This window comes from Paenibacillus sepulcri, from assembly GCF_042647105.1.
GTDB classification, from domain to species: Bacteria; Bacillota; Bacilli; order Paenibacillales; family Paenibacillaceae; genus Paenibacillus_Z; species Paenibacillus_Z sepulcri.
In genome coordinates this window covers 426,501-439,855 of sequence record NZ_JBHRUP010000002.1, presented here as the reverse complement: position 1 = coordinate 439,855, position 13,355 = coordinate 426,501, and the positions used below count along the sequence as shown (strand labels likewise).

The window sequence follows — 13,355 nt, the reverse complement described above, 5'->3', positions numbered from 1 at the left end:
TATGTTTAGGCCAAAAAAAATCAGTGGTCTTCCCTTTCCTCAAACCAATTCTCGAAGCGTTCGATATTGGCCTGCAATTCAGCGCGAAATTGCTGCAGCGCCCCGATCTTCTGGTCCGATTCAGCGAGATGCTGACGGAGGATGCCGAGGACCTTCTGTTTAGGCTGTACACCGCTGGGGTCAAGGAAATAGAGGTCTATAACGTCCCGTATTTCTTCCAGACTGAGTCCAAGCCTCTTTAACTGGTCAATTTTCCGCAGACGGGCAAGCGTCTCCTCTGTATAATAGTGCTGCCCATTGCCTTCACGCTCGCCTGACGGGATTAGTCCGATGCTCTCGTAATATCGGACGGTGCGCTGCGTTACCCCTGCCCGTTCCGTCAAATCGCCTATGCGCATGCGGTGACTCATCGTTCACTTCCTCTCTGATAAAACATGACGTTAACGTCATGTTGAAAGAATATCATCTTAGAGGCGCGTTGTAAAGGGCGTCTGAATCATCATAGGTGCGTAATCGTTTTAACAAGTAGCACCCTATCCTGATTGGCCCCATCATAATCTGCGTGTACTGAAACTCCGGCTTCTTCCTTATTACCGGCCTCGATTTCAAATCCCATCCTGGTATGAAATGCGATCGAGCCCTTGTTTACAGGAGACGTTATGCACCGGACAATGCTTCGGCCATTTTGTTTCGCTGCATGAAAAAATTCGTCGTATAATTGCTTTCCAACATGATGTTTTCTGTATTCAGGATGAACGCCCGCAAAGTGAATATAGGCTTCATTTGGATGGGTTTGCGAGAGGAATCCTATCAGAAAACCTATCATTTCATCTTCCTTTTCCGCAATGAAGCTGGTGCTTGAAAAATGGTCAAAGAATAATTTCGGCAGCTTGCCGGAAATTTGCCTGCCTCCCCACCAATCATTGATCAGAGGTGAAATCAAGTAATAGTCTGAACCTTTCACTAAACGAATTTTCATGCCAATCTCCCCTTTAGTCCTGAAGCTTCATGAAACATAAAGAGGAGCTTCCCGAAGCAAGCTCCTCCAAATGATAATACCATCTGCGACTAGAAATGAAAGGTTATATTTTCAATGTCTGCGTTATCCACGACTATACCTTCAATCTCGATCGCGTTTATACTGATTTCGGGATCGCGGCTTATGATATTTAATAGGGTTAAATAGTCCTTTGCCATTTTCTCCACCGTTTCTCTTACAAACAGCTTGCTGGCATACTCGAATTCAAAAAAGATTCGGTCTTCACCGGTTTCCGCAAATAACGACAGATCAAACTTGGAGCTGCTCTTCCTGTAATTTACGGGAGTCAACGCGATGTTCCCGATCCTATGCTCCTTGCCCGGACTATCCTGAATCGCCAGCATGGTGCTGAATATCGGATTTCGTCCCGGATCCCTCTTGATCTTTAATTTGTCCAGGAGCATATCAAACTGATAATCCTGATGTTCATAGGCTTCAAGCAGGTTTTCCTTCACCTCCGCAAGCAGCGCGGCAAAGGAGCGGTCTCCTCTTGGACGACTTCTTATGGCAAGCGTATTGACGAACATGCCGATGATATTTTGCAGATCCGAATGCGTCCGGCCCAGCACCGGCGATCCCACGATAATATCCTGCTGCGAGGCATACCTGGACAATAACGTGCTGTAAGCTGCCAGCAATACCATATAAAGCGTTGTGCCGGTTTCCAGACATAGCGTGCTCAACTGTTCCTTCAATGCATTCCCTGTTTCAAAAATGATGCTTTCGCCTTCAAAGCTTTGCATAGCCGGTCTGGGGAAATCCGTAGGCAAATTCAGAACGGGAAGATCTCCGGAAAGCATATCCGACCAATATTCCTCCTGCCGTCTTGCCGCCTCCGTCCCCAAAAACCGATTCTGCCACGCCGCATAATCCTTATACTGCAAGCGGATCTCCGGAAGCGGTTCGCCTTGATATAACTTCGCGAACTCCTGCACCAGAATGCCGACGGAATACCCGTCCGAAATGATATGATGCATGTCGGTTAACAGCAAATGCCGATCCTGGCTCAAACGGATAACCCCGACTCTGAGCAGAGGTGGCTTGCTTAAATCAAAAGGCCGGATGAATGCGTCGATGTTATGCATCAGCTCGTCGCTCCATCCATCCGCAAGATCGGAACTCCAATCTTCCCCAGGTTCCGTATAGCGGATGTCCACCTCCGAGTGTATGTGTATCCGCTGCACGGGTTCGCCGTCCACGATATCAAACGAAGTCCTGAACGCTTCATGCCTCTTCACGATTTCACTAAACGCTTTCTCCAATTTCACCGGATCGATTTCGCCTTCCAACAGCGTTGCCCTCGGCATATTGTAGCTTGTACCAATTCCTTCGATCTGATGGAGCGCGTAAAATCTCCTTTGAGCGGATGAAAGCTCGTAATAATCACCGGTCTTTATCGGCTCCAGCGACGAATGGATGTTTACCGGCGCCATTCTCATATATTCTCTCATCCCTCTGATTGTCGGGGATCTGAAGATCTCCCGGAGCGGAATGTCCACATGGAACGCTTTATGAATTTCAGCCGCGAGCAGCATCGCACTAAGCGAGTGACCGCCCAGTTCGAAGAACGAATCCTGCACGCCGACCTTGTCCTGTGCGAGGATCGCTCCCCAGATTTCAGCCATTTTGCGTTCAACCGGATCCGCCGGCATTTCGTACCCGACCGTCATGACGGCCGCATCGGATGGTTCGGGAAGAGCCTTGAAATCGATTTTGCCGTTCGGCGTCAACGGAATCTGCTTCAACTTCATCATACGTTGCGGAACCATATAGTAGGGAAGCCTGTTTGATGCATATTGTCTTAATTCCAATGAGTCTGCGCCTTCTTTCAGCACAAGATAGGCGTACAGACTATGGTTGAAATTCTCGTCCCTTCGGGCGGTCACGACTGCATCAATCACCGAATCATGCCGGCGCAATATCGAGGCCACTTCCTCCGGTTCCACCCGGAACCCGCGTATTTTCAACTGGCTGTCCGTTCTTCCCAGAAATTCGATCTCTCCGTCAGCCGTGAGTCTGCCCAAGTCTCCGGTTTTGTACAATCTGACGGTCCCGCTGCCAAATGAAGCCTCTACGAATTTTTCGGCATTCTGTTCATATAGATTCAAATAGCCTTCGGTTAATCCCTCCCCGGAAATACAGATTTCGCCGGCAACCCCAATGGGAACAAGCTTCAGCCGCGAATCCAGCAGGAGCACGCTAATATTGTCGACCGGCCTTCCGATGACGCTTTTCTTCTCGTAGGAATCGAGATAGTCGAAACGGACCGTATGGATTATGGCTCCGATGGTCGCCTCCGTAGGCCCGTAATGATTGATGACCCTCGCGCCAGGATACAAGTGGTGAAACCTGCCGATATCGGCAGCCTTGATCTCTTCTCCCCCAAGCACGACCAATCTCAATTCCTCAAGTGTCCGCTTCTCCCTGATTGACGGACTACCGATTGACGGACTGTTGATCATAAGGCCAAACAACGAAGGTGTGAGCTTGATATAACTGATTCTATAAGCTGTCAAATACGCCAGCAGCTTCTCGGGAACGACATACATATCCTTTGAAGCCAGATGCAGCTCACATCCGTTAAGAAGCGAAGAATATAAGCTTGTATACCCCAAATCAAAGGCGAAGGACGATAGCAGCATCGTTCTGTCGCCAGGCTCCAGCGCCGCTGTTCGGGTGAACCACGAGCTGTAGTTGACCAGGCTTCGGTGTTTGACGGGAACACCCTTCGGAATCCCGGTCGTGCCGGATGTATAAATGATATATACCGGATCATTGGATGTGCCATAATCCGCAGGATTCGCAGCATCGCCGGGGACTAATCGTTCATAATCAAGCGGCATGACTTCGCCCGGATAATCGACAGCCGCCGATAAATGCGGTTGAACGAGAAGCGCAATAGCCCCGCTGTCCTCAAGCATATAACGGATGCGTTCCCCCGGAAATTCGGAATCTATGGGAAGATAAGCCGCGCCGCTCTTGACGACGCCCCATATTCCGATAATCATTTCGAGCGAAGGCTCCGCCAGTATTCCGATCACTGTCTCCGGTCTTGCTCCCATCCCGATCAAGCGCTTGGCCAATTGATTCGCTTTCTCGTTCAATTCCTTATACGTCATTGATCTTGGGCCGGATACAACCACAGTACGGTGAGGATGCTTCTGTGCCTGTTCCTCGAAAAGCTGCTTGATCGTTTTTTGATCCGGGAACGGCATCCTCGTCCTGTTGAAATCGCTCAGCAGCATCTTCTTCTCTTCTGCGGATAGGAGATCGATTTCTCCGAGAGGAACTGTCCTGTCTTCCGCAATGATTTCAAGAATCCTGACCAGATGTCCGGCCATCCTGACGATCGTTTCCTGATTGAACAGACTGGTGCTGTATTCCAAAACAAAGCGGAGGCCGCCTTCGCGCTCGGTTACTTTCAGCTCCAGATCGAATTTGGCCGTGTGACTATTATATTCGAATGGAATAACTTCAAAATCGTCCACCTGCGCCTTGGCCATATCCACATTCTCAAACGCAAACATCACATCGAACAAAGGATGACGGCTCAGATCCCTTGCCGGCTGAAGCTTCTCAACCAGCATTTCGAACGGGTACTCCTGATTTTCGAGCGCCTCGAGCGAACGCTCCGCCACTTCCTTCACGAAGGCCTCCAACGTTTTGCCGGGATCAGGGAAATTACGCAGCGCAAGCGTATTGACGAACATCCCGACGATATTTTCCAACTCGGCATGCCGCCTCCCCGCCACGGGACTACCCACTACGATATCTTCCTGCCCGGTGTACTTAAGCAATAGAACATTATAGGCCGCCAGCAGCACGGCATACAGCGTAACGCCTTGCCCGCGGGCGATTCGATTCAATTCCAAGGTCAAGGAATGGTCCAACTCAAATTCAAGCTGACCACCCTCGAATATCCGCGTGCCCGGTCTGGGCCGATCGGTGGGCAAATCCAGCAGCGGAATTTCTGATGAGAATGTGCGGAGCCAATAGTCCTCCTGCTTTTTCATTCTATCGGAAACCAGCCATTGATTTTGCCATTCGGAAAAGTCTTTATACTGGATTCTTGGCTCCGGCAGGGTTTCCCCTTCGTACAAGCGGACAAACTCCCGGATCAGAATGGCGATTGACTGTCCATCCGATATCATATGATGCATATCATACATAAGCAGACATTTGGAGGCTGACACTTCGACAATCGCGGCTCGAAATAATGGCGCCTGCTCCAGCTCAAACGGTTGCACAAATTGTTCAAGCAGTCGTTCCAGCCCGCTTTCATCGGCGTGCAGATGCCGGATCTCCAATTCCGCATGCCCATGCACGATTTGGTAGATTCGTCCCTCTTCTTCTATGAAGGAGGTTCGCAGCATTTCATGCCGCTCTACCAGCACTCTGAACGCCTGTTCCAGCCGCGGCACATCGATCCGGCCACTCAGCAGCACTGCTCCCGGAATATTATAATTGGTGCTTGCACCAGCCAGACGGCTTACGATAAACAGCCTTCTCTGGGCAGCCGACACCTCATATCGCGCCTTCTCCGCTGCCGGCTCGATCGACAGATACGCTTTCTTGTCCATCGTTTCTTCGATCAGCACTGAAAGCTGTTTGATTGTAGGAGCTTCGAATACGTGGACCAGTGGAAGCTCCACTTCAAATTCACGGTGGATTTCGGAAATCAGCGTAATCGCCTTTAGGGATTGGCCGCCGATCTCGAAAAAATGATGATTGATCCCCACAGTGCCGGTTCCCAATATTTTTTCCCAAATGGATACAAGCCTGGTCTGGATATTATTGGCCGGAGCTTCATATTCCGCCATGGAGTTCATCACGATTTCCATACCTGCGAGCGCCTTGCGGTCGATTTTTCCGTTTGGATTCAGCGGAAGCCGATCCATCGGAATGAAATACGCGGGGATCATATACGCCGGGAGCAAATGGTTCAGAAATTCTCTTATGCCCGACGGCTCGTTCGTCATCGGATCGGAAGCCACATAGAACGCGGCAAGATCATGCTCTGTCGTATCTCGCGATCTCACAACGACTGCGGCATCTTTTACGAGGCTGCAGCGGTTCAATATACTTTCGATCTCGCCGATGTCGATGCGATGGCCGCGGATTTTGGTTTGCTCATCCTTCCGCCCCAGCACCTCGATATTACCGTCGCCAAGCCGCCTGCCCAGATCTCCCGTAAGGTAAAGACGGTCGCCGTAACCGTCGAAGAACGGGTCTTTTATAAACTTTTCATTCGTGAGCTCCGGGTTATTCAAGTACCCCCGGGCCAGCGGAATGCCGCCGATACCTATTTCGCCTTTAACTCCCACGGGAAGCAGCCGCATGTCTTCGTCAACAATGTAAATGCGCCGATTTGCCAGAGGCTTGCCGACGGGAATGCATGTCAAATCCGCACTCTTGCTGCCCTCTCCGGAAACGGGGTACAGCGTGCTGGTCATCGCTGTCTCCGCAGGTCCGTAGGCATTGAGAAGAAGAATATTAGTGAGCGGGAGTTTCTCCCAAAGTGCGACCTTCTCCGGAAGCATCCGTTCCCCGCCGACGATGACAAGCCTGAGCCCGCCGCCCGGAACCGTGTCAGGCTCAATATGCCACTGCTGTACAACTTCGTTCCAGTAGGAGGTCGGGAGATTCGTAACCGTAAGCCCATACTCCTTGCATTTTTGCGAAAACTGCCGCGGTGTCCACATCCTGTTGTCCCGCAGCACCAGAGCGGCGCCCGCTGCCAATGTCGTTAGAACCTGTTCAAGCGAAATATCAAAACCGATTGAAGAAAACTGGAGGACACGGTCCTCCGGAGTGAGCCGGTAACGGCCGATCAAATCTAAAGAATGGCTTACAACCGCTTCATGCGGCATCATGACGCCCTTAGGCCTTCCGGTTGAGCCGGAAGTATAGATGACATAGGCCAGATTTCCGGGACCCACCCCGGAAGCCGGCTTATCTGCCGGTTCCTGCAGCAAAACGTCCCATTCCCTGTCCAGGCATACGGTACGCCCCTCAGGGTTGCGGACCTTCGCTTCAAGGCTTGATTCGGTAAGCAGGACAGGCACCCGGGCATCTTCCAGCATCAAGTCGACCCTCTCGCCCGGATAATCGGCATCAATGGGAAGAAAGGCGCCTCCCGCCTTCAAAATACCCATGATTCCCACGACCAGGTTGATAGATCTTTCCACGAATAACCCTACCGGCACTTCCGGCCCGATACCCCATTTGATAAGCTTATGAGCCAGCCGGTTCGAGAGGATGTCCAGCTCGCCGTATGTCAGCCGCTCATCCCCGCATATAACCGCCGTATGGCCGGGACGCAGCTTCACCTGGGCTTCGAATAATTCATTAAAGCTTTGATCTTTGGGAACATTCATGTAGGCATCGCTGCCGTCTGTAATCTGCCTCAGCTCGTCACCGGATAACATTGAAATCTCGCCAGTCGTGCGGCCTTCGCCTTCAAGTAACCCCTGGATTATATTGATCAAATGCCCGAGCATCCGGTGTGCCGTGTCGTCTGCCAGATAACGATAATCAAATAAGAGATTGAAATGCAGCTCAGGCTGCAAATTGCAATAAACAGTCAGAGGATAATCCATCTGCTCCTCTACCCTCATGGATTGCACCTTCAAGGAGCCCAGACCGTCCTTCAGCGTTGTGTCGAAGGGATAATTTTCGATGATGACGATGCTTTCATACAAATCATATAAGGCTGAATTCCTCGGCACTTCGCTCCAGCTGCGAATATCGGACAGTGGCGTGTATTCGAATTGACGCATTTCAACGCTGCTCCGCTGTATGTCCTGGAGCCAGGGGATCGTTTCGTAACCTGCATCCGCAAACACTCGAAAAGGCAGTGTATTCATGAAGCAGCCGATGATGGAAGCCGAACCGGCCAGTTCAGTCGGACGTCCCGACGAAGTGGCGCCAAATACAATATCTTTCTCCCCGGAATAGCGGTTTAATAGAATCGCCCAAGCTCCCTGTATGATCGTATTTAATGTGAGCCGGTGCTTCCTGGAAAAGTTCCGCAGAGCTTCCTGCATAGCCGGCTGTACCTCATACACGGCTTTGCCGAATGCCGGCGTCTGTTCTGCTGCGATCTTGGCAGCTGCGGGAAAAAGGCCGGCAAAATGTATAGGCGTTTTAAATCCCTTTAACGTCCGCTTCCAATAGTGCTCGGCCTGCTCCAAATTTTGTGCGCGGTACCATTCGATATATTCCTTGAATGGCAGCGCGTCTTTCATTGCGGGTTTATGACCGGAGGAATAAGCCTCATACAACGTTCCGATCTCGCTCAGGAGAATGCCGATGCACCATCCGTCAAGCTGAAGATGATGATGCGTCCATATCACCTCATAGGCCGACTTCTCCCATTGCACCACCAGAATTCTCATAAGCGGCGGCTTGGAAAGATCGAATCCTCTTCTGCGGTCTTCTTCGATAAGCCGTTCCATTCTGGTACGTCTCCCGGATTCCGGAACGCCCGTCCAATCCAGGACTTCAAATGGAATATTGATGTCATGGTGGATAATCTGTACGGGCTCCTCCAATCCCTCCCAATGGTAGGAAGCCCTCAGGCTTTCATGCCGGTTCAGCACCGTTTGCCATACCTTCTCAAAGGCCCCGATATTCAATCCGGTATGAATCGAGTATATGGTTTGCTCCACTGTCACGGATGAACCCGGAGAATACACATGGTGAAAGATCATGCTTTGCTGCACGGGCGAGAGCGTATAAATGTCTTCCACATTCCGGTACTGCCCGGCCCATTCATCCAGCTTGTTTTGTTCAACCGGCGCAAGAGGAAAATCGGACGGCGTAAATTGACGCGTTTGCTCCGCCTTGCAGATCAAGATGATGCTCCTCAGATGGCGAACAAAATCCTCCGCCAGCTGCCGGATGGTCTCCGGCAGATGAATACGGGTGCCGTACTTCCAGTCGATGGTCAGCGCACCGCCTGCAATCATCGCGTCGATATCAATCAGATGGCTCCGGATTCCCTTCAAAGCCCTGGCACTTCCCGTATTTACGTCAGCCAACTTAAATAATCCGCTCTTCTTCAATACCTGGTCGAATTGTCCCAAATAGTTGAAGCTGATTTGCGCTCTCGGCTTGGATGCGATCGTCTCGCGGATGCCGTCCTCCGCCAGATAATACAAAATTTCATACCCGATTCCCCCGCCTGGGATGCTCCGGTACCGTTCCTTCACCTGCTTGATCAGACTGCCACTCATTTCGCCGGATTCCGCATCTCCGGCTGTATCTCCCAGGACGATCGGATATACCGAGGTGAACCAGCCGACGGTCCGGGAAACATCATGCTCCTCCAGCAGCTTCTCTCTGCCATGGCCTTCCAGATCGATAAGCGCCGCTCCGGACCAGTCCCTTAACGTGCAGGAAAGCGCGGCAAGCAGAATATCGTCTATTCGAGTCCGGAACGGTCCGTGAATATCATGCAGCAGGCTGTCCGTTTCTTCCTTCGTCAGAGTAACGGATATCGTATCGGCGGCCTCCTCCGTATTGAGTCCATGGTCCAGATCGGCCGGTATCGGGTTTACGGAAGAGGGGATACTGTTTTGCCAATAAGACTGTTCACCCTTAATTTTGTCCGATTTCGCATATTCGCGTATATACGCCGACCACTTCTTAAAGGAGAGACTGCCCGGGAGCAGCTTCACAGACTCACCCTTTTCGAGCTGTTCGCAGCCATCCTGCAGGTCCTGGGTTATCACCCGCCACGAGTAACCATCCACAACAAGATGATGTGCGGTAATAAACAGTTTCCCGCTGTCTTCTTTCCCAAACTGGAAATATGCCGCTCTGATCAACGGCCCTTCCGTAATGTTCAAGCTGCGCTGTAGCAGGGAACAGGTCCCCTTCATTTTTTCTTCGCGCTGCCATGGTGAAATACCGGACATATCAAATACTTGAAACGATCCTTCGCCGCGCGCGTCCGAATAAGTCTGAATCCACTCTCCGCCGCGTTTAATAAACCGAAGCCGGAAGCTGTCGTGAGCGCGCACCAGGTTTTGGAAGCTCTGCTTCAACCATTCAGGATTCATACCGGGGCGGGTTTCAAGCAAAACCGCTTGATTCCAATGATGTACATTTTCCAAATTCTGCTCAAAAAACCACATCTGAATAGGCGTAAGCGGAACTTCTCCCGTCTCTGGCGCTTCTGCCGCCTTGTCTGCCCTGACCTCCAGTTGCTCAGCCTCGTTTGCGAGCTCGGCGATCGTCTGGTGCTGAAAGATTTGGCTTACTGTGATCGGAATCCCCGCTTGCATCGCTTTCCCGGCAATCTGGATGCTCAGAATGGAATCCCCGCCCAATTCGAAAAAATTATCGTTAATGCCAACTGCACCCTTATCGATTCCGAGCACGGTAGTCCATATGTCTGCGAGCACTTCCTCTGTTTGGCTGCGGGGAGCCGCAAATTCATTTCCGGTAATCGCTGCGGGAGCAGGCAAAGCCCTCCGGTCAATTTTCCCTATGGATGTCAGCGGCAATTTTTCCAGCCTGACAAAGCTGGAAGGCACCATATAATCCGGCAATTCCGCCGACAGGAATTCCCTCAGATGCCTGGTCTCCAATGGGATATTTGCGACTATATAAGCGCAAATCGTTTTTTTACTCTCATGATTGTCCAGATCGATCACGACGGCATCCCGAATTTGATCATGCTGCAGCAACCGGTTCTGAATTTCACCAAGCTCAATCCGGTGGCCTCTGATCTTCACCTGGTGGTCCGCTCTTCCGATCAATTCCACTTCCCCGTCAGGAAGCCATCGTCCCATATCGCCTGTTCGGTACATTCTTTCATCCGGCATGAACGGATCGTTCATGAATTTCTCGGCCGTAAGCTCGGGCATGTTCAAATACCCTCTGGCCACTCCGGCTCCGGCGATATACAGCTCGCCGGCAATGCCGATCGGGGCAAGATTACGGTCACGGTCAAGAATATAGCATCGCGCATTGGCAATCGGTTTGCCAAGCGTTACTTTGCCTGCCGAGCATAACGAAGATAAGGCGTCTACTGTCGTTTCCGTTGGCCCGTAGTTGTTATACAGCACATAGCCATTCCCGACCAGCTCGTCCTTTAACGAATCGTCAAGCCTTTCTCCGCCTGATATGATGATGCGCAAACTGTTTAATTTCCGCTTGCTGCTCATTAATTGTTTCAATAACGTCGGGATCAGGTTAATGATATGGATTTGATGCCTGTCCACATAATCGCCAAACTGCTCGCGGTCCAGAATTACGTTTTGCCCTGCGATATGCATTGTTGCTCCATGAAGCAGGGTTCCGAAAAATTCTTGTATGCTGGGGTCGAATATATAATTCGTCATTTGCAGGACATTTGTAGTGCTATCTATCCCGTACGTTCCGGCAAACCACTGTATATGGCTGACGACGCTTTTGTTCTCCACCATGACGCCCTTTGGCTTCCCTGTCGTTCCGGACGTATAGAATACGGCGAACAGTCCATCCGGGTCGGGATCTCGAACCGGGCTGAATGTCTGCCCCGAATATAACCGGTGATCGTCCAGCAGCATAATGCGTTCGGCCGGAAAATCCGCTGCCAAGCGGCCGCTTTTATCGAGCGGCTCTTGATGGGCAAGCAGCAGCCTGGCGCCGCTATCCTGCAGCATATACCTCTTCCGCGATTCGGGAAATGCCGGATCCACCGGCAGGTACGCGGCTCCCGCTTTAAGAATGGCGATGATGCCGGCAATCATTTCGATTGACCGTTCTGCCATGATGGCGACGATTTCCCCGGCCTTCACGCCTCTGCCGGTCAACTCGTGCGCGATGCTGTTCGACATCGCATCCAGCTCTTGATACGTGACCGTTCTCCCGTCGCACACGACAGCGGTATGGTCCGGCGTTCTTACCGCCTGCCGTTCGAACAAGCGGCTGACCGCCGCATGATCCGGGAACGCTGTCCGGGTATTGTTGAAATCGTACAGGATTCGCTTTTTCTCTTCGGCGGAGATGATTTCAATTTGGTCCACCCTTTTCCCGGGTGTCCGGATCACAGCCTTCATAATTGCGGCAAAATGCTCCGCCAGCCTGATGACCGAAGATGAGCCGAGCACCTGTTCATTGCAGCTGAAGCAAACCTCAATACCATCATCAATGGTCACGCTTATCGTTAAATCATAATTCGTCATTTCAAACGCGGAGTAAGAGCTGAAGGCAATTTCGCCTTGTTTGCTCGTGACGGTCCGGTCCAAAGGATAATTTTCAAAAACGACGATCGTATCGAACAGCTCTGCCTGGCCATCCAATCCGCTGTATCGTTTGATATCCGCGAGAGGGGTGTGCTCATGCTCATCCCTGCTCTGTAATGACCCGTGCACCTTTCTTATCAGATCTATGGCCGACTCATCCGGAGTGCGGGTTACCCGGAGCGGGATCGTATTGATGAACAGCCCGACAATCTCCTCAATGCCCTGAAACCATGCGGATCTTCCGGATACGGTCGTGCCGAACACAATATCGTCTTCATTCACATTTTTTTGCAGTACGATTCCCCAGACGCCGTAGATCAGAGAGGCCAGCGTCACTTCATTTTGCCTTGCGAACCGCTCCAGTTCGTCTTTTGAAAATCGGATACGGTGATGAACGTCTCTCCGTTCTTCGGGGCGCTTGATGATTTCGGATGTCAGCCTTGTTTGCGAGTCAAACCCTTCAAATACACCCTGCCAAAACCGCTTTTGCTGCTCTTTATCCTGATTTTGAATGATTTTAACAAAATCCTTATACCTTTTCTTGTTCGGGCGTACGACGTTCTCCGAGCGGCTAAACCCCCGGTATGCTTCCATAAATTGTTTTAACAAGAGTCCGCTGCTCCAGCCGTCAAATAAAATATGATGGCTGCTTATGATCATTTCATGCTTCTCTTCCTCCAGCCGGCATAACGCAATCCTGAACGGGACCTTCCGGAGATCAAACTTCTTCTCCCTGTCCTTTGTTTTGATGTCATTGAGCTGCAAGCGCTTGTCGTCCTCTTCGCGATCCTGGAGGCTGTGGAGCTCAAGCTGCAAGGGATGCTGTTTCAAAATGATTTGTACAGGGGCTTTGACGTTTTCCCAACGAAACAGTGTACGCAGCATTTCATTGGTTTGGATGACGCTCTCCCATGCTTCCGCAAAATGCGCCTCATTCACCTTACCCGAAATTTCCAGACACAGCTGCTCGAAATACTCGTCGCTCAGGGGATCTTTTAAGTAATGAAACAAGATTCCTTCCTGCATCGGGGTTAATCCAACGATGTCTTCGACATGCTGTCGATCCAGCTTCGCCATAA

3 protein-coding genes are annotated in these 13,355 nt (G+C 51.1%); all 3 read right to left on the bottom strand.

Annotated elements, in window-relative coordinates:
- Window positions 1-20: 20 nt before the first annotated feature.
- The 3 genes from ACFOLF_RS36850 to ACFOLF_RS36840 all read right to left on the bottom strand — a co-directional run bounded on the left by ACFOLF_RS36850 (window position 21) and on the right by ACFOLF_RS36840 (window position 13,353).
- Complete coding sequence (locus tag ACFOLF_RS36850; RefSeq protein ID WP_210040041.1) at window positions 21-410, bottom strand: MerR family transcriptional regulator; 390 nt, start codon at window positions 408-410, stop codon at window positions 21-23.
- An 89-nt stretch (window positions 411-499) separates the two neighbouring features.
- Complete coding sequence (locus tag ACFOLF_RS36845; RefSeq protein ID WP_210040042.1) at window positions 500-979, bottom strand: GNAT family N-acetyltransferase; 480 nt, start codon at window positions 977-979, stop codon at window positions 500-502.
- A gap of 89 nt (window positions 980-1,068) precedes the next feature.
- Window positions 1,069-13,353, bottom strand: a complete 12,285-nt coding sequence (locus ACFOLF_RS36840; protein ID WP_210040043.1) for an amino acid adenylation domain-containing protein — start codon at window positions 13,351-13,353, stop codon at window positions 1,069-1,071.
- Window positions 13,354-13,355 lie beyond the last annotated feature (2 nt).

Bases quoted from the DNA above. Each gene is read 5' to 3' on its own strand.
- ACFOLF_RS36850 (WP_210040041.1), bottom strand. From the start codon at position 410: ATGAGTCACCGCATGCGCATAGGCGATTTGACGGAACGGGCAGGGGTA.
- ACFOLF_RS36845 (WP_210040042.1), bottom strand. From the start codon at position 979: ATGAAAATTCGTTTAGTGAAAGGTTCAGACTATTACTTGATTTCACCT.
- ACFOLF_RS36840 (WP_210040043.1), bottom strand. From the start codon at position 13,353: ATGGCGAAGCTGGATCGACAGCATGTCGAAGACATCGTTGGATTAACC.